Origin of the sequence: Parabacteroides sp. AD58 (assembly GCF_023744375.2) — a bacterium.
GTDB lineage: Bacteria > Bacteroidota > Bacteroidia > Bacteroidales > Tannerellaceae > Parabacteroides > Parabacteroides absconsus.
This window is the reverse complement of the sequence record NZ_CP146284.1, coordinates 1,215,630-1,234,935: the sequence shown is the minus strand read 5'-3', so window position 1 is coordinate 1,234,935 and position 19,306 is coordinate 1,215,630. Positions and strand designations below refer to the sequence as shown.

The window sequence follows — 19,306 nt, the reverse complement described above, 5'->3', positions numbered from 1 at the left end:
ATCTTTACGACGAACAAAAACCAGTTTTAATCATGAAAAAGAAGAACACAATGAAAAACTTTGTATTTGCCATGATGGCAGCTTGCTCCATTTTCGGGGCAAGTGCCCAGGACTTGCATGGAATCTCGCTGAATGCTCCGAGTAAACAGTGTGGCACAGACGTGATGACTGCTTTTGCTAACCGTCAGTCGTGCCGTTCGTATGCCGATAAGGAGCTTTCTCTGCAACAGCTTTCGGATTTGCTTTGGGCTGCCAATGGCGTAAATCGCCCGGAGAAGGGAATGCGTACGGCGCCCAGTGCATTGAATTATCAGGATGTTGATATTTATGTATGTACGGCAAAAGGTGCTTATTTGTACGATGCCAAAGCTAACAAATTGGTACCGGTGACGGCTGAGGACCTGAGAAAAGATGTTGCGAAAGGACAGGACTTTGCTGCTGTTGCTCCTGTTTCGTTGGTTTTGGTAAGCGACTTGTCGAAGATGCGGGGTGGCGATACACCGCAGAACCGCTTGACGGGAGCGCTGGATGCAGGAATCGTTTCACAGAATATTTCGATCGCTTGTGCCGGAATGGGATTGGCTACGGTGCCACGCGGGACAATGGACAAGGAAGTTCTCGCCCAAAAGTTGAAATTGAAAGCAACACAGGTGCCGTTCTTGAATCATCCGGTCGGTTTTGCTAAATAATAAAAGGGGCGAAAAGCCCCTTTTGTATTGTAAATAGATTGTGAAGTCAATTATTTCCGTTTCTGTTTCTTCCACCACAAATAATAACCGCTCAGCGGTAATATTCCTCCAATCAAAGCCGCGAGGAAATAGAGAATCCGCGTTGTCAATCCGCCCCATGTGCCTGTATGCAGAGAATAGAAGAATCGTCGGAGATTATCTACCGGCAGGCCGGAGAAAAGATCGTACATGAAAGTCCGATAACCGGAAAAAGACCAGGTCAGGCCTGTCAGTGCCATAATGAGTAGAAACAGTGTACTGTAAAAGCCCAAGGCTACGTGACTGTCGTACCAAAAACGACGCCAGCCTTTCGTGCAGGATATTTGTAGTCGGTTCTTCAGTGTACGACGGTTTCGCGGAAACCAGATAATCACCCCGCTGATCAGGATGACGGTCATTGCTACGGTAGTGATACCCACTACTGTTTTCCCGGCAGATGACTCACCCTTTTTGGCTGGCGCGTCGAGTAACCAGCGATGCAGGGCGCGTACCTGTCGGAAAAATTCAGGGCGTTGTTTCCTGCCATGTTGCCCTTCAACCTGGGTTGTCCGGGTTTCAGGATACATTATCTGTGTAATTTCCTTCTCGAACACTAAGATTGCACCAGTCAGACAAATCACCGAGATCAGTATTCCTAACGGGATGGACAACCAGAGATGAATCTGATGAAAAAACTTACGCATCGGATTATTCAGTTACATAGTATGTCAATTTTCCAACACCCGAGATCTGTTCCGATTCAACAGTCAATCCTTTGGTGGCTGTCGCAGAAGTAGGATCAATCTGGTAAATGGCCGGTTGGCTGCCATCGGTAGTAGTTACAGCGACATAAACCATTCCGTTTTCTGTATAAGGTGTATTCCCGAATCCGGAGATTACGCTGGCTTTAGGCATACCGCTTACGTAGGTCAGTTTCTTGTCTTCTCCCTTGAAGATAGCCATTTCTTTGGCGGCGAATCCGGATTCAGTGAGTGGACGGTCATACATCAGGAGCAGAAAATAATCGTCGGAGATATGCCAGCAGCGCAAGAACGACTTTCCACCGGTCTGTTCTTCCAGATTGCAATAATAATCGTCATCGAATGTATCTGTTCCCGCTTTTATGCGCACGACACCTGCCGGCAACGTCGTCTGCTGGCGCGGATCGGTCATTGTTTTGGCATAGCTGGGTGAGAAGACATATATATCGCCATTATCGGCAGACCAAATAGTCTGATAATACTGTGATTTATTCCGTCCGCAGGCGTAGCTGATCTTGTCGGTCTTGATCAACGTCTTGTTCTGGAATGATTCATCACCGAAGATTGCTACCCAGCATTCGTTCGGGTATTGCGTCCATTGCAGTTCGCCCTTTTCATAGGAGCTGCTGCCGCTTCCTCCCGATTCCTGTTTAACCAGATCGGGATAAATGACATATTTCCCACCTTCCGCTTTAACTCCATACTGGCTCAATCCCATCGGAACGGCCACACTGTAAATCTTATCGTTGGCTTCGAGGATACCGGCCAGTGTTACGTATTCTCCGTTGCCTAAAAAGTTCTCCGAGTAGCTCACGTCGCTGTTTGTCTTAAAGGTCTCATTTTCTACATCCAGATAAGAGAAAAGAAAACCTTTGGGCAGATAGCCGTTCTCATCCGCATATGCTTGAGACAGATCGCCGGCTGAGGCAGTGATGATATAATTCTTATAAGTACCATACGAAGTGAAACGTTTGATCTCGTAAGTATTGTCACGTTCTTCCACTTTACCTGCCGCATTCAGGATATAAGAAGAAGTGACACCGGCATTTCCCTGGTTGTAAACCAGCCGGTAGAGATATTTATCCTGATAGAAAATCCATTGGGTTCCGCTTTCGGTCGTCAATCCGTTATTCTTGGCAGAGATGGTGCCTTCTGTCAGCGTATCAGCTGTCAGCAGATAATTGGCATTGCTTACGGAAGCCGCTACTACATAGTTTGAGATAACTTCGGTGGTGGATGTGCCGTTGTTGTTATCTCCGTTGTTACCCGGAGTTACCGGATCATCTTCGCTACAAGAGGTCAACACAAATCCGCACATACATACGGCAGCGCAACTTACGGTTAGAAGTCTTCTTTTCATATTGTTCTGTTTTAATGATTGTTTATCTTGAAATGTTTGATTGTTGTTTATTTCTAATTTATTGGGTTCCAATATCCTATATGTACGACTTATGATTCCTGAAAAAGCTAGGCAGGTTTTCCTAAAAAGGTAGGCAGCTTTTAGTCAAAATACGCCGGCTTTTTAGAAAAAGATAGGCAGCTTTTCAGATGAAACCAACGAGAACCGATTTTGATTCCTACTGGTTTCGTTTTCGATTCTGCTTAATTTCGTTTAGCCTCCTTTTATGGTATCTGAAATCCATCTGTCGAATGCCTGATTAATTCCCGAAGCAAACCCGGATCTTGCCATAGAAAGCTCTTCCAGCCTTTTGCAGACTGAAGTTGTCATACAGTTTCTCGTTGGTGAAGTTCCGGCATTCTACCGAGAAATTATACCGTCCGTTCTGCAGGCTGTAGGTGAGAGTCAGGTTGTGCGAGAATTGTGTCGGCACCACATAATCTGATTCACTACCCAAAGCTTCCGAATAAAGCGGGAAACTGTGCATATACAGGTTGTCGTACGTCAGCGTCAGTTTGTTTCTTTTCTGGAGCAGGTTGTTCCAATAAAAGGAAATATCCGAGTTGGCAAACTGATAAGGTAAGTTCGGCATACGGGCGCCGTATGTCAGACTTTCCTGGCTGGAGCCGCTGTCGACGGTCTTGACATTGTCGCGGACGTTCATTTGGGTAAAGTTTCCTCCTAGGCTCAGCCATTCACCAAATCCATAACGGACAGAAAGATTATAACCTTTTGTCAGAACCTTTCCATGATTCACATAGGTTGCTCCGTATTTTCCGCCACTCAGGTCGGTAAGGCTGCGCTGGATATAGTCTTGGGTATTCCGGTAAACCACGCCTCCTTCCGCATATACCGAATGCCGTCCGAAAGTCTGATTATAACTCAGGTTGAGGTTTACGTTGTCACTCTTTTCCGGCTTCAGCGATATATCACCGGTTTCGAGGTCTTCGTCTCCAAACATCTCTTCATTGGTAGGCAGACGATATGCTTTTTCATACGATAACTTTGCCTGGAAACCTTTTCCGATGAAGTAGGTGCCGGCTGCTCCATATCCTAAGGCACTGACTGAATTGGTTGTCTTTACATAATTGTCCTGTGCTGTAGACGTCGCTACCGGGCCCGCATTATACTGGTTGTAATACTTCCCGAATACCGACACATTCCATTTCTCGTTTGGCATCAGGCGGTAAGAGAGTCCGCTGATGTTTTTATGCGTTTCTTTCGGGATGGCATTAGCTTCTGAGTCTTCATACAGCATAGACTGGTTGGTTCGCGTAAACATATTCAGTACATGGTTGAAGGTAAACGTATGGGCTTTTCCCAACCGATAATTCAACGTCACAGAGCCGTTCCAGTTCTGATTGTCAGAGCGGGTATGCTGATAGGATTGTTCTCCGGGCGACTTCAGTGGACGCATTTCTCCCCGCCAGTTATATTCATAGGTCGATGTATCGACGTTGTGCGTGATGTTCTTGTTATAATTGGCTGTCAATGTAACATCCAGCCCCTGGGTGAAGAGGTTCTGTTTGCGGTATTCAAGAGAAGGCATCAGGGAATGACCTTTCTGGTATTTACCTCCGAACACGACTTCCTGCCGGACTCCTGTCTGGATGTCCTTGTACATATTCGACCAGGTAAAGCCGAACATCAGCCGGTCGGCCCAGGGCTTATCGGTAATGCCGACCTTGGCAACTACCGCTTCGTTATGGTACATATCGTGGAAACGACGGACATGCTCAATCTTCTTCTTGTTGATGGCGCCGGTCTCAAAGTCTTTTACGGGTGTATCCACATAATAATCGTTGTCCGAATAGTTCTGAAAAGCATTAATCGAATAAGTCAGCCCATTCTTGAAGGTTTGTCCGAAGTTGATGTATGATTTGTGCGTATTGAACGAACCATACGAATAAGAAGCATCGGCAAACCAGCGGTCGCGGTTCTTCCGGGTAATGATATTGATGACACCACCAATCGCATCGGTTCCGAAACCAACGGGTACGACACCTTTGTAAATTTCAATCCGGTCGGCATAATTCACCGGAATGTTATTTAATCCGAAAGAACTGCCAACGCCTTCCTGAGGCACACCGTCAATAAATATCTTGATATGTTTGCCGCTGAATCCGTCCATCATCAGTTGCATGTCTGAACCGACACCTCCTGATTCACGCAGTTTCATGCCCGGAGCCTGAGCCAAGGCTTCACTCAGGTTTTGAGTGGAATTCTGCAGGATTTTTGTATCTAAGGCAATGGCATTGAATGCCGACTTTTTCACCCGGCTTACTCCATTAGACACAACGACAACCTCATCCAGTTCCTTTGTATCCGTTGAAAGGCGAATGCGCAACCGCTGTTTCTCTCCACTTTTGGCCTGGATCGTCTGTTCGGCCGTCTGATAACCCACAGCCGAGACAACTAAGGTATATTCTCCTTCGGGAACTTTCAGGTGGAAAAGACCTTTATCATCGGTCGTGCATCCGATATTTGTTCCTTTCAAATAGACAGATGCAAAATCAACTATGCCCTGGTCGGACGAAATGACTTTCCCCGACAGCACAGCCAGGGATTGCGCCCAAAGCGTACTGGTACAGATTAGCCACATAAACACAACATAAACAGCTCTTATTGTCTTACTCTGATTCATTTTATTTTTAGCGTTATTTTTCGTTTGCAAAAGTACCGGTTGGACGAAAAAGTCGCAATCACCATTTTTTGGTAACTTAAACCTTGATATTTCCTTTCGTTTAATCATTTGTAGGTATTCAGGAATCATCTTGTGGATAATAAAAGAGGAGAAAGACCAAGATCTTTCTCCTCCGACTTCTTTTTTCTCGAGTTTCTCAACGGGAGAAAAACATTCATATACTAAAAAACATTCACAAAAAAGCCTGTTAGACTTTCTTGCAGGTATTCTTTCGTTTCTCAACGTGGAAATACCTTGTGTATAAAAAAGAAATATTAATTATAAAAATAGATTCTATCCAATGCATCATCATTTATAGCCTGAGTTCTTGTAAGACTTTTTCTATTTGATACAGATTTCTTGCACATTTCATCCCCATCTTAAGCAGATGAAAAATGAGTGTATTTTACCCATGCTAAGCATCCTGCACCCAACAATAAGGCCTTTTTTTGAAAAACACGCTTTTATTGGCAGATCAATGGGATGATTGTGTTTATTTACATGTTTCATCAGGAAACAAAAGGAAGGTTCAGGCTACAATTGTGAATTCGCCTGATAACAAAACCTTCGTTTAGAGGAGAATAATCCTTTTGTCGGTTACTGGAAAAGGTATTTTTGTAACAACTATCGTATTGTCTGCTGACAAAAACATAATCTCCTCATCAACCTTACTTTAGCAACATGCAGAAACAAAAATTGTCAAATATCGCCTTTGTATTTTGAAAAACTAACGTAGTCTTACAAGAACTACCCATCGTCTCTCAGATGAATACACGACAAAATAAGTAAAAATAATTGAGAATAGATGTATCCTGGCACTGTTTTTTTTCATCTTTATCTGTGATTAGATATACTAAATCTGTTTTCTTACCGTTTTTTATATGTAAAATCTGACGAAAATGAAACAGATCACTTGTATCATATTAGCGGCTATGCTGCTGCTTTGTGGAGGTTTCGGTTATGAACATCTATTGGCGGGAAGAAGTACAGATATAAATCGGAATGGAGAACTTTCGGATATTGCCGAGTCGGTTACTGCTATTCCGTTGAAACCGATTAACGGCCGGTCTCTGACAGAAGCCCATGATATCCAAAAGGAAGGGAATGATTTGTTTCTCATCAGCCAAGGTGTGTTGTACCGTTTCAACCGGCAAGGTGAGCTGATCTGCCAGATAACAGATCCGGAGGAAATCCAGGTAGCTGGTTATCTGGTTCATTCGCTGAAGAGACAGCTGATTGTATTGGGAAATGTAAACGACATTTATTATTATACGTTTGATGGGGAATTACTTTTCAAAAAGAAACTCCGGAAAGATTTCAATGAAGAACAGCTGATGTCGGCCGTACTGCACCGAGGAAAGATATATACAGCCGAACGGGTGATGGCTACTGATACGCTACGGCGTCCGTGTATCAAACAGCAGGTGCAGGTATATGACACCTATTTTCGTCCGCTCGAATCTCATCCCATTGTTGAAACCGCTTTATCACATCCTGTCTTATCGCCTAATACACAGTCTGTCTGTCTGCGGGTATCGCCAGGCGGACGTATCTATGCCTATAGCGCTCCTTGTGAGTCGGAACATTTATTGCGTGATTCACTGTATCTTCATCAGCAGGGTGAAATGATGGGTGTCAATGAAGATGACGTTCCGCTGTTGCCTGTCAGTTTGGGAAGTCGGTATTGGCTGGCAGTCAACCAGCATGCTGAAGAAGCTGACCGGCGGTATGTATTCTGCTGGGACTGTTATGATAATCAGGCCTGGGAGCTGAATGATGGATTTACCGACGACTTTTTCCAGACCGGCTCGGTGGCAGCATTAGAGCCGATGGACTTGTATGGACACACCTATTCGTTTACAAAGCGGGGCGAAACGTTGCGACATGCTTTTCCGGAGGCGGCCGATTCGACTGTCGTATTCATTGTGCGGATGAAAGCCTGAAAAGTCAAAATCCTTTCTTATTTTTGCCTTAAAAATAGAAATTCATGGAAAAACGTATCACCTGTTTTGTCATGCGGCAAGATCCGGCTGTTGCCCGGATGAACGAAGACGCGTTTCTGTCGCAGGCATTGGTAAGCAATGTAGTTGTTTTTGATATGCCTCAAGGACCGTCGGCCTGGAGCCGCGAGTTGCTGAACGATCTTGCCGTTTCGGCGCAATCTGATTATATATTATTGAGTTTATCACCAGACAGGTTTGTTTTGGGTGCGTGGGCATTGGAACGTATGTGTGAGATTGCCGATTCAACCGGAGCTGATTGTCTGTATGCGGATTATTATGACGAGAAAGACGGCCAGCTGATTCCTCATCCACTGATTGCCTGTCAGACAGGAAGTCTGCGGAATGACTTTGATTTTGGAAAGTTGCTGTTCATCCGCTCTTCTGCCTTTGTTCAGGCTGTGAAAGCAATTCAGCAAGACTGGCAGTATGCGGCACTTTATGCCTTACGCCTCAATCTTTCGGAGAAAACTCCGCTTGTACATGTGAATGAGTTTCTGTATCGGGCAGAGGAACACGACTGGCGGAAAAGCGGTGACAAGATATTTGATTATGTAGATCCGCGGAATCGGGCTGTTCAGCTGGAAATGGAGCAGGTGTGTACCGGATATCTGAAACGCATCGGTGCGTATCTGAAGCCCGAGTTCAAGGCGATAGATTTTTCAGAAGAATCGTTCCCGGTAGAAGCATCGGTGATCATTCCGGTTCGTAACCGGGTGCGCACGATTGAAGACGCCATCCGTTCCGTCTTGAATCAGCAGACAAATTTCCCGTTCAATTTGATTGTTATTGATAACCATTCAACTGACGGAACTACGGAGGTGGTCGATCGCTATCAGTCGGATTCCCGTTTGATTCATCTGATTCCGCAGCGGACGGATTTGGGTATTGGCGGATGCTGGAATGAGGGAATCCATCATCCTCGATGTGGAAAATTCGCTGTTCAATTAGATAGTGATGATTTGTATAGCAGTGAATCTACTCTGCAGCAGATCGTAGATACATTTTACCAGCAGCAATGTGCGATGGTGGTTGGTACGTACCGGATGACAAACTTCAAGCTGGAAGAGATTCCGCCGGGAGTGATTGATCATCGGGAGTGGACACCAGAGAATGGTCGTAACAACGCTCTTCGGATTAATGGCCTGGGCGCTCCGCGTGCCTTTTATACACCGCTTATCCGTCAGATTAATTTCCCGAATACCAGTTATGGTGAAGATTATGCCGTTGGTCTGCGGATCAGTCGTGAATATCAGATAGGACGTATTTATAATGTCCTGTATCTGTGCCGCCGCTGGGAAGATAATTCGGATGCGATGCTGAGCCGGGAGAAGATGAATCAGTATAATGTATATAAAGACCGTATTCGAACCTGGGAACTGGAAGCCCGTATACGGAAAAACCGGCAGAGCCTATGAGTGCCTTACAAGATGAAGTCCTGCGTATGCTGGAGCGGCAGCTGAAGGAATGGAGCCTGGCTGCCCAGAATTATGAAGCCCTGAACCAGGTTATGACACACGAAGTGTCGCTGGGCGATACGACGGTTCGTGTGCAGTTCAATCCGGCACGGAGTGTATTGACGGCGGCGAAGGTCGACAAGGAAAGTATCAGGCTGCGGCCCTGTTTCCTGTGTCCGGATCATTTGCCTTCCGAGCAGTTGCGCCTGTCGTTTCAGAACCGTTATCTGATTTTGTGTAATCCTTATGCGATATTCCACAAGCATCTGACGATACCTGCCTGCGAACATGCTCCGCAGCGCATTCAGACTCGCTTGGCTGATATGTTGGAGCTGTCTCGACTGTTGCCTGATTTTACTCTCTTTTATAACGGTCCGCGTTGTGGAGCTTCTGCTCCGGATCATGCCCATTTCCAGGCAGCTTCTTGGGGCGACATGCCGATTGACCGAGAAACGGATACTCACACCCGGCTTTTATTGGAGAGGAAAGATGCTTCCTTATATGCCTTGCATCTGGGCAGCCGGAATGGTTTTGTCATTCGTTCTTCTTCCATACCGGAAGCCGTCGGCCTGTTTGACAGCCTCTGTTCGTGGCTGCCTGTTCCGGCCGAAGGAGAAGAACCGATGATGAATCTGTTTGCGCATGCAGACGAATCGGGCTGGCGGCTGACGGTGCTTGTCCGCCGATGTCACCGTCCGTGGCAATATACAGCCGCAGAGCCTGGACGTTTTTTATCAAGTCCGGGTGCCGCCGATTTGGGTGGCGTATTCATTACCGTTCGTGAATCTGATTTTCGTCGGGCTGATGCCACGATGATCGACGACATTTATCAGCAGGTCTGTTTTCGTGCGGAAGAGCTGGAAAGGCAAATAGCAGAGAAAATTGGCAAATGAATATATAATTACTTACCTTTGCGCAAGATAGTTGTAATATGTATATATGTCAGATAATTTTTCTACTAATAAATATGCTTTCTGGTTGTGGCCTTTTACTTTTCTCTACGGAATAGGGGTTTTCGTTCGGAATCAGTTGTTCGACTGGGGAATCAAGAAAAGCCATAGATATCCTGTGCCGGTTATCTGTGTGGGTAATTTGGCTGTTGGAGGAACAGGAAAGACACCGCATATTGAATACCTTGTGCGGCTGCTGAAAGAGAAATACCGGGTGGCTGTTGTCAGCCGGGGATATAAACGTACAAGCAAGGGGTTTGTATTGGCTGCCCCGCAACATACCTACCGGGAAATAGGCGATGAGCCGTATCAGATCTACCATAAATATCCCGATATCTTGGTCGCTGTAGACGGAAACCGTTGCCGGGCTATCGAAAAGCTGTTAGCTTTGCCCGATCATCAGCGGCCGGAGGTAATTTTGCTGGATGATGCCTTCCAACACCGGTATGTAAAACCTTCATTTTCAATTTTGCTGACAGACTATAACCGGATGTTCTATCAGGATCGTCTGTTACCGGCAGGGCGTTTGCGTGAGCCTGCCTCGGGCCGTGAACGGGCGGATGCCGTAGTTGTGACCAAGACTCTGCCTGATTTAAAGCCGCTTGAATTTCGGATAACGGAGACAAACATGCAGCTTCAGGCACATCAGCAGGTCTTTTTTTCATACGTGGGTTATGATCCGGTCTGTTCCCTGTTGTCGGCGTCGCAAAAACTTCCTTTTATCCCCACTGCCGATGATGCGGTATTGGTGGTAAGTGGTATAGCGAATCCGGAACCTTTTGTGGCCGAAGTACGGAAATGGAAATGGCAGGTTGAAACACTGTCTTTCCCGGATCACCATGATTTTAAGGAAGCGGATGTCCGTTCTATTATGCAGTCTTTTCAGCGTCTGAAAGGAAAGCATAAAATCATTTTGACGACCGAGAAGGATGCTGTCCGGCTATTGCATAACAAATACATAACCAGGGAACAGAAAAAATGGATTTATTTTCTTCCGATCGCCATTTCTTTTTCAGACAAAGAAAAGGAAGCTTTTGATAATATGATAATAAAACATATACAAACATTCCAACAGAATAAAATTTTGTGGTAATTATGAGTGCAAGAACAGAAATAGCAACATTGGGCGAATTTGGATTGATTCGTCATCTGACTGAAAATATAAAACTGAAGAATGACAGTACGTTAAAAGGCGTTGGTGACGATGCGGCGGTACTGGATTATGGGGATAAACTGACGTTGGTGACAACAGATCTGTTGCTCGAAGGCGTTCATTTTGATTTAACGTATGTCCCGTTGAAACACTTGGGATACAAATCGGCGGTAGTCAACTTCTCCGATATTTATGCCATGAATGGCCGTCCACGGCAGATTACGGTGTCAATCGGTCTGTCTAAGCGTTTTTCTGTTGAAGACATGGAAGAACTGTACAGTGGCATTCGTCTGGCCTGCGATGTATATGGCGTTGATCTGGTTGGTGGTGATACTTCTGCGTCGCTGACAGGCTTGAGCATCAGCATTACATGCATCGGCGAGGGCGAGAAAGGCAAGGTGGTGTATCGGAATGGAGCGCATGAAACCGATTTGATCTGCGTTTCGGGCGATTTAGGCGCTGCTTATATGGGACTTCAGTTATTGGAGCGTGAAAAGCGCGTTTTCCAGGGAGAAAAAGATTTTACTCCTGATTTTTCAGGAAAGGAATATTTGCTGGAGCGTCAGTTAAAACCCGAAGCCCGCAAGGATATCATTGAAAAACTGCGGGAGGCGAATGTCCTGCCGACGGCCATGATGGATGTCTCTGACGGCCTGTCTTCCGAATTGCTGCATATTTCGAAGGAAAGCCATGTTGGCTGCCGGGTTTATGAGGATCGGATACCGATTGATTATCAGACAGCTGTGATGGCAGAACAGTTTAATATGAATCTGGTTACGGCTGCTTTGAACGGGGGAGAAGATTATGAACTGCTCTTCACCGTGCCTTTGACAGATCATGAAAAGGTATCTGAGATGGAAGGTATAAAGGTGATAGGTCATATTACAAAGCCGGAACTGGGGAGTTATCTGGTAGGTCGTGACGACGGTGAAGTGGAACTGAAGGCCCAGGGTTGGAATTCCCTGAGCTGATAAACGGAAATTATGCTTGAAACTGAAAAATCAGGCATAATTTCTTTATATTTTAAATCTTTGTGATGCAGTTGTTTATGCAATTATTTCAAGCTGTTCTGAAAAAATAGATGCATTTTTCTGCAAAAAAAGTTGATCGAACTATTGCATATTCAAAAAAAGTCCCTACCTTTGCACCCGTAATCGAAACGATAACGGTTACAACAACAAAAAAAGGTGCCATAGCTCAGTTGGTAGAGCAAAGGACTGAAAATCCTTGTGTCCCCGGTTCGATTCCTGGTGGCACCACATAGAATCCTGATTTCCAAGCGAAATCGGGATTTTTTGTTTTCCCCAGGCTCGTAAAAAACGGCAAAATATTACCGTTCGAGGTGGAGCAAAAGGTGGAGATAAAAGGTGGAGCAAAAATCTCCACCGAATAAGAGTCTTTCTCGCTGATTTGCAATATTTTGCGTATCAAGAAAACGTGGTCGGTTTCCTACTTTTGTCCAAACTAAAAACTGTAGGAAAATGAAAAGAAGTTCATTCAATGTGCTTTTCTTCTTGAAGAAGACCAAGCTGCTGAAAAACGGAGAAGCATCCGTGTGTATGCGTATCACTGTAGATGGTACGCGAGTAGAAAACAACATCCGCAAAAGCATTGACCCGTCTCTTTGGAGTCAGGCAAAGGAATCAGCCAGAGGTAAAAGCCGCAAATCATGCGACCTGAATGCCTACATCGAAAATGCGAGAATCAAGTTACATCAGATTTTTTGTGAGCTGGAAGAACAGAACCAGTCTATAACGGCACGTCTGTTACAGGAAATATTTTTCGGACAGGACAAAGAACCGGAAGCGGTCCGCACCCTCATTGGCACCATGCAGAAACACAATGACCAATGCCGTGCCCTGATCGGTAAAGACTACGCCCTGATTACCGTTCGCCGTTATGAAAGCTGCAAGCGCTATCTTGCCAAACTTATCAGACAGAAATACGGAAAGGATGATCTGCCGCTAGCGGAAGTCAACGGTGAGCTGGTACGTGCCTTTAAATTTTATCTGAAGGCGGAAAAAGAATGTCAGCAGAATACCGTCATCCGTTATATGAAAGAAGGATATTTTTTAGAAATGCAATAAAATGGGCAGACGGTAAACTGCGCTCCCTCCAGAAAAATCAATTTTTGTTTTCTGCGACTTTGGCTGTTATTCTCATCTGTTCGGCAAGAGTCATCATATTTGGGATACTGTCATGCGAGAGTAAAACGATGATTTTTTCCACTTATTTGTTTTTTCTATTTTCCGCTATTGTAAATGACATCAAGTAGCTCATTTGCAAGTTTCACATCTGTGATTTTAATTATATTGTCTTCCTCTGTTACATAGCCAAGTATATTGATACTGCCATACCAGACTGTGGACTTATCTATGACGCACGAGGATAATGATAGTTTCGGTACAATCTTTACATATAATCCCAAACTTTTTAGATAATCCGTCTGACTGTTTTCCTCTGATGTGAGAATTGATACTTGAATACCACTCGCATGAAACTCTCTGAGTGTTTTAACAAATGTGTTTCGTTCTGTACGATAGAGTTTTGGAGAGGATATGACAATAGATTGTCTTAAACTTTTCAAATTTTCCATAAATGCCAAGCGGAACGTACTGCCATTGAAAATCTGTCCTTCACATGACGATGTGTACAAGTTTTCTGTGTCATCAAACAATGTCGGATTATCTTTTGACAGTACACGATAACCGATGGCAGAGTATCCTTTCAGGCGTTTACGATACATGCTCTCACAAACAGGTTCGTGTATATCAATATAGTCGTAAATACGGACATCTTTTTTCCCCTCATTCTCACGGTGCAAACGTCCGGCATATTGTGCCACCAATCCTTTCCATGAGATTGGCAGTGCCAAAAACAGTGTATCAAGTCGTGGATAGTCAAATCCCTCTCCTACATATTTTCCCGTGGCTACTATTACAAGAGGGGCATCTTTGGGTATATCCTGTAACTTTTGTAGCGTTTCTCTCCTATTTTTTGCAGTCCCTTTTCCTGTGAGTTGTATGATGTTGGCTACATGCTGCTTCAACATTTCGGCAAGCAATTCTACATGAGAAGTTCTGGCAGTAAGTATTATAGGTGTTCGGCCTGCAGCCACGACATTAAGAACATCCTCTATTATAAGATTATTCCGTATTTTCGATTCAACGAGGGATTGTGATAGTGCCGTAAACGATTGTTTATCATCGGTAACAGGTCTATAAGATGTAAATCTCGGCACAAGATAACGTTGGAGCGACTGCTTCTGTATCTGTGCCTTGGCATCGGCAGAAAAACGAATCGGACCGCATTGCATAAAGATAATAGGCTGCAAACCATCTTTACGGATTGGAGTGGCAGTAAGTCCATAGACATAATGTGCCGTAACGTGTTTTAATACATTCTCAAATGTTATGGAAGATACGTGATGACACTCGTCTACAATGACCATCCCGTATCCTTTTACAAAAGGCTTGACTTCGTCATTTTCAAAACACGACTGCATAAGGGCTATATCAATAACACCATGCAACGTGTTAGAGGTAGAATCAAGACACCCGACTGGAGAAAATGCCTTCTTCCTTCCTCGGTTCTTGGAAATCTCATCTTCTGTAAAATCTATGTCAAGAAATTCTGACAGACGTTCATGCCATTGCATAAGCAATGCCTTGGAGTGTACCAGAATAAGTGTATTTGTCTTTCTTCGGGCAATCAGAGCCGCGGCTGTAATAGTCTTTCCAAAGGCTGTCGTTGCAGACAACACACCGTTGGAAAATGGCATGAGGGCATTGATAGCGTCCAACTGTTCATCGCGTTCCTTTCCTTTGAATGTTACGCCAATAGGTTTACCATGATTTGTATTATCAACTATTTCATAATCAATTTTGAGAGAATACAGCATGTTGATAATGGCATCCTCACACCCCCGAGGCATTGCAAGATATTCATCGGTAAAATCTGCACGGCAGATAATACGAGGAATGTTATATGTGGAAATACGCATCGCCTGTTTGCTGTAGAATTCAGGATTTTTGAACGCCGCAATATGTTTCAAATGATTACTAACCTTATCTGAAATAGATTTTAAAGGAATATATATCCTGTCTGATTTATGTATTATAAGTCTGCCGTTAAAGTCTTCCTGGGTCACATCTTGTATGACTGGTATTTCCCACAGTTTATTTTCCGAAGATGTGGCCAATGTTCCAAAATCTTCCTGCTGATGCTGTGTCAATAATGCATCTACGGTACCTTCATCTATTTTTCTTACATTGTATAGGTATGCCCATTGATCGTGGAACGGAAGAAACTGCTCATCTACAAAAACGCTGTTTCCTGCTTTCCTGGCTTTTCCCTGCAATGGTAACGCAATGAGATTGCCGAATCTGCCTTCCGGTACTTTATCCTGATTGGGAAAGAAACGATCGTATGAATCGAATGTAATCCGTCCATTGCGCTTCATGGCTTCCGTAAGAATTGTATTGCCTAATTTCCTTACTTTACAGGCCGGTATGGGTTCATTAAAGAAAATCCACACATGCGCACCATTTCCAGAGCGTGAGCGTTCTATACTGAACGGAATTCTCCACTCTCTACAAATGGAAATAAATGCCAATACATCGTTCTTATATCCATGAGTGCAATTTTTGTCATCAAAATCAGCACACAGGAAAGAACATTTATGATCAGAAGTAACGACGTACAGACCGATAACATCGCATCCGTTCTCATCCTTGCCTTCCAGATGTCGGTATATGTCTTGATGGGTTAACGGGGCAAAATTGCGGTTAGGACACTCTGCACATTTATGCTTTTTCTTGTCACATATTCCTCTGCGCCATTCGTTGATACATACTGGTTGGTAACCACCCTTTTCTGTGGCTTTGTTGAACCATCGTCGTGCAAATACATCATCTCGTCCCTTGAAAAAGTTACGGAACAATGCTATTTTCTCATCAAGAGATAGTTTGATTGGAGGATATATTATGGAAGAAAATACTGTACTTTCATCAGCACGTTTGATGGAGGAATACACTATACCATGCTGTGAAAGTATTGACTTCAGTTCTTCATTTTCGGCAAGCAGGGCATTGTATTTAATGACAAGCGCATTGTATTTCTCTTGAAAATTGTCCATCTGTTATTTTGTTGCCATTAAACCACACAGCAATGCAATTCCAAAACTCAGAAACGTTCCGGCAAGGACATATTCTGTTTTTGCTGTATCCGTGTCTTTGAATCGAAGTATGGATTTTGCCGCTATAATAAAACCGATTGCTTCATATTGTCCAATGATAACGAATATGATTGTAAGAATACGCTCTAAATTTCCAATTAACGCTCCTGCATTTTTGATATTTTCACAAGACGGTGTCTCTCCAACTTGATATTTCTTTAAGACCAACTTAATCAGGATGTTTGCAGGCTTGATGCACAATAGTAACGCCAATATGAACAGAGGTATAGAGTAACTGCCATTGTAATCCATTGATTGGATTGGCAACTTTGTTGTAGTGTCAAAGGAAAATGTTACTATAATCAGTATCGCCAAATGAGAAATCTGATCAATCACAAAATTCCATAATCCTTTGGGGCTATATGTTTTGATAACATCTATCACCAGATGAGAAAAAGCAATGGCAAGGGCATAAAATCTGAATTCATAAACAGGAACAGCTGCCCATGACACCCCGCCTATGATAAGCGAATGCACATACAGAAACCAGCTTTTGAATTTCCTTTCCTCTTTCTGTGCACAGTATTTATCATTTTGCAGGTAAAAATCACCTATAACATGTGCCAATAACAGACTTAAAAACAACCAACTATTCATATTCTTCAAAATTTATCTGTTCAAAATATTTTATGGATTCTTCTATACAATACCATTTTGTAGCTGTAGAAGCATTATTTACACTGGCTTGGGATATACCCAGTTTCTTGGCAATGTCTGCCTCTTTGAAACCAAGTAGTTTATAGTAAACGACTTCACTTTGGCGCATAGTCATATCATTTAATATGGCATCGGTCAATAGGGCTATAGTTTGTAAAGGGGCAGATAATTGCTTTTTACTTGTATGAACAGACATCGTTCCCTTATTCAGGGAACTCATTTCCTCAAGCGCACGTCCTGATAGATATATGGCCTCACCATCCCAAATGCCTTGTTCGGTATTCACGATTCTCATACCTCCGATACCAATGGCTATCCGTATTCCGTATGTATGGAAATTTTTCGTCTTTTCATTTTTAGCTGTGGAAAAAGATTTGATGCAGGATTTGATTATAAAGGCTATCCGGAATACGTTTGATACATTTTGCATTACACACTCTATATAGTCCCCTTTTATTTGGCGACCTTCAAAATCAGGATAACTCACTTTTAGCAAGCCAAATAATGATTCTATCCTTTGCTTTAATCCTATAGTTTCATTCACAGACAAGGAAGTGGATGCTACTATATCCGCTGAAATTGTTGCAAACATATTATAGTTCATTGATTTGATGACGAATGTATGAATTTTCTTTTATTTCGCCAAAATTATAGATTAAATAGTCTATAATTATAGAATATAGATAAATTAATCTATAGTAGCGATTTATATATAATATGAGCTATAGCAAAAATCTGCACCATTTCATAGACAAATGATGCAGATTATACAGCAAGACAAACATATCCATTATTACCTGTTCCTGTATGTCTCCTTGTATCCTTTCATCAGTGTCTTTTCTATGTCGGAAGCCCGGTAGAGAATCTTACCGCCTACTTGTGTGTAAGGCAGAATACCGTTGTTGCGGTAGTCCTGCAAAGTCCTCCGGCTCACTTTCAGCAGGTATGCCACTTCCTTGTCCGTCAGCAGTTCATCGCCATAGGCAGACGGTTGCCGTTTCTCCAACAACTTCTCGAGCAGAGCCAACAGTCTGTCGAAATTCGAGTGGAACGCCTTTACCCACTCATGGTCCTTTTCTCTGATTTCATTACTCATACATGTTTGATATTGGGTTATACACTATTCTTGAAACTCACTCAAATGGTCTTGCCTTTCCAACGGGCTTCCTTGCGTTTATCTTCCACGTTTCCGACCACATGCTCTACGTCATCGGGACGGTAGTAAGTCCGGTTTCCGATTTTGGTAAAGGCAAGCGTTCCGTTATCCCTCAGGGTCTGCAAGGTTCTCGGACTGATACGCAACCTGCGGCAGACACTTCTAGGTGGAGCAAAGGTCTCTTCTGCTAAACACTCCAGCAAGAGAATGGGTGGTTGGGATTTTCAGGCAAGAATCCGGTCATTCAAGTCCGAAAAGTTCAAAAAGTTCAAAAAGTTCACTGTGCCCTCCACGGATGAACCGAAGTGTAAGCAGGCATTCATGGCAGCAAGGATGTGGAAGCGTATGCAAGCCTGCTTTGCCCAGGGGATTATTAATCGTGCTTGTGGCCTGTCACTTGCGAAAGTTTTCATGAGTGATAGATTATTCTTCCCCTGATTTTTGTAGCTTTGCGGCCGAATTAAATTAAGCGAAAAACAAGATGAAAACTAAAGATGTGTTTAAGAGAATGGCTCTGCTTGTATGGGTAATGGCTTTGGCTATTGGCTTCACGGCATGTTCAAGCGATGATGATGAGCTGTATGTGGTAACTTATGATACTGCAACGTCCTTGACAGCGTCGGGAGAGGATGCTTTATCAGCTCCCGTAAAAGCTATTTCAGATTATAGTACTGCGCTCAAGCAAGTGATGGGTGGTAGCTTCTGTACGGCAGACAAGGATGCTGAAGTTATAGAGGCTTGCGATAAGGTGTTCGAAAAGCATCAGGCCCTGTATCCTTCTTTGAAAGGCTATGTTGAAATCAGAAAGACTGTTGGTACCACGTCTTCACCTGATGAGGAACTCCCGAGCACAGTTGTAAAAACTTATACTTATGAATAATTCAGGCTTTGTAGCTGCATTTTGAGTGCGATAATCTTGATTATTCCGCCAGGGGCACAGTGAACTTTTTGAACTTTTTGAACTTTTCGGGCTTTTTGGAACCTTTTCCGTCTGAAATCACCTTGTGAATTGTTCATTTCATAGGCAGAAAAAGAGAAAAATGCGCCGGCTTTTGAAGAAAAGAACCGACCTTTTTCAACTGGATTTTTGTGGGTACTTCTTGGGGTGAAAAGGAAGGAGAGAAGAAGTCTGGATATAAAAAACCGG

At 43.7% G+C, this 19,306-nt stretch carries 14 protein-coding genes, 1 tRNA gene and 2 pseudogenes; 9 read left to right on the top strand and 8 right to left on the bottom strand.

The genetic code is table 11. The features are described from left to right. Positions 1-50 precede the first annotated feature (50 nt). A complete protein-coding gene (locus NEE14_RS05275; protein WP_251966920.1) occupies positions 51-689 on the top strand; it encodes a SagB/ThcOx family dehydrogenase in 639 nt (212 codons plus the stop codon). Positions 690-739: 50 nt separating this feature from the next. On the opposite strand, the gene NEE14_RS05270 is transcribed toward NEE14_RS05275, so the two are convergent. The 3 genes from NEE14_RS05270 to NEE14_RS05260 all read right to left on the bottom strand — a co-directional run bounded on the left by NEE14_RS05270 (position 740) and on the right by NEE14_RS05260 (position 5,469). Continuing rightward, complete coding sequence (locus NEE14_RS05270; RefSeq protein WP_251966854.1) at positions 740-1,411, bottom strand: PepSY-associated TM helix domain-containing protein; 672 nt, start codon at positions 1,409-1,411, stop codon at positions 740-742. 4 nt (positions 1,412-1,415) lie between these two features. Beyond that, complete coding sequence (locus NEE14_RS05265; protein ID WP_251966853.1) at positions 1,416-2,828, bottom strand: DUF4374 domain-containing protein; 1,413 nt, start codon at positions 2,826-2,828, stop codon at positions 1,416-1,418. Between the two features lie 298 nt (positions 2,829-3,126). Then, a complete protein-coding gene (locus tag NEE14_RS05260; protein ID WP_251966852.1) occupies positions 3,127-5,469 on the bottom strand; it encodes a TonB-dependent receptor in 2,343 nt (780 codons plus the stop codon). Between the two features lie 980 nt (positions 5,470-6,449). Between NEE14_RS05260 and NEE14_RS05255 the strand changes: the two genes are divergently transcribed. The 7 genes and pseudogenes from NEE14_RS05255 to NEE14_RS05225 all read left to right on the top strand — a co-directional run. Beyond that, positions 6,450-7,493, top strand: coding sequence for a 6-bladed beta-propeller (locus tag NEE14_RS05255; protein WP_251966851.1), 1,044 nt, complete (start codon positions 6,450-6,452; stop codon positions 7,491-7,493). Positions 7,494-7,537: 44 nt separating this feature from the next. Next, positions 7,538-8,968 carry a glycosyltransferase family 2 protein gene (locus NEE14_RS05250; protein WP_251966850.1) on the top strand — a complete coding sequence of 477 codons (1,431 nt, stop codon included), beginning with the start codon at positions 7,538-7,540 and terminating at the stop codon, positions 8,966-8,968. Then, positions 8,965-9,900, top strand: a complete 936-nt coding sequence (locus NEE14_RS05245; protein WP_251966849.1) for a DUF4922 domain-containing protein — start codon at positions 8,965-8,967, stop codon at positions 9,898-9,900. The genes NEE14_RS05250 and NEE14_RS05245 overlap by 4 nt, the downstream gene beginning before the upstream one ends. Before the next feature lie 46 nt (positions 9,901-9,946). Continuing rightward, entirely contained in the window at positions 9,947-11,050 is a 1,104-nt protein-coding gene (lpxK, locus tag NEE14_RS05240) for a tetraacyldisaccharide 4'-kinase (RefSeq protein ID WP_251966848.1), read from the top strand. Between the two features lie 2 nt (positions 11,051-11,052). Continuing rightward, positions 11,053-12,081 (top strand): thiamine-phosphate kinase, encoded by a 1,029-nt coding sequence (thiL, locus tag NEE14_RS05235; protein WP_251966847.1) that lies wholly within the window; start codon positions 11,053-11,055, stop codon positions 12,079-12,081. Between the two features lie 215 nt (positions 12,082-12,296). Continuing rightward, positions 12,297-12,369, top strand: a tRNA-Phe gene (locus NEE14_RS05230). A gap of 222 nt (positions 12,370-12,591) precedes the next feature. Then, positions 12,592-13,170, top strand: a pseudogene (locus tag NEE14_RS05225) (phage integrase SAM-like domain-containing protein); the annotation flags it as partial. A 182-nt stretch (positions 13,171-13,352) separates the two neighbouring features. Here NEE14_RS05225 and NEE14_RS05220 read toward each other — a convergent pair. The 5 genes and pseudogenes from NEE14_RS05220 to NEE14_RS05200 all read right to left on the bottom strand — a co-directional run. Further along, a complete protein-coding gene (locus NEE14_RS05220) occupies positions 13,353-16,247 on the bottom strand; it encodes a TOTE conflict system archaeo-eukaryotic primase domain-containing protein (protein WP_251966846.1) in 2,895 nt (964 codons plus the stop codon). A 3-nt stretch (positions 16,248-16,250) separates the two neighbouring features. Continuing rightward, positions 16,251-16,943, bottom strand: coding sequence for a DUF3307 domain-containing protein (locus NEE14_RS05215; RefSeq protein ID WP_251966845.1), 693 nt, complete (start codon positions 16,941-16,943; stop codon positions 16,251-16,253). Then, positions 16,936-17,607 carry an RNA polymerase subunit sigma-70 gene (locus NEE14_RS05210; protein WP_229117911.1) on the bottom strand — a complete coding sequence of 224 codons (672 nt, stop codon included), beginning with the start codon at positions 17,605-17,607 and terminating at the stop codon, positions 16,936-16,938. Before NEE14_RS05210 ends, NEE14_RS05215 begins: the two co-directional genes overlap by 8 nt. A gap of 189 nt (positions 17,608-17,796) precedes the next feature. Next, on the bottom strand, positions 17,797-18,099 hold the full coding sequence (locus NEE14_RS05205) for a helix-turn-helix domain-containing protein (protein WP_251966844.1): 303 nt from the start codon (positions 18,097-18,099) through the stop codon (positions 17,797-17,799). A 41-nt stretch (positions 18,100-18,140) separates the two neighbouring features. Continuing rightward, positions 18,141-18,320: pseudogene (locus tag NEE14_RS05200) on the bottom strand (helix-turn-helix domain-containing protein); the annotation flags it as partial. 347 nt (positions 18,321-18,667) lie between these two features. Here NEE14_RS05200 and NEE14_RS05195 point away from each other — a divergent pair. Continuing rightward, a complete protein-coding gene (locus NEE14_RS05195) occupies positions 18,668-19,039 on the top strand; it encodes a hypothetical protein (protein WP_338578809.1) in 372 nt (123 codons plus the stop codon). The last annotated feature ends 267 nt before the right edge of the window (positions 19,040-19,306 follow it).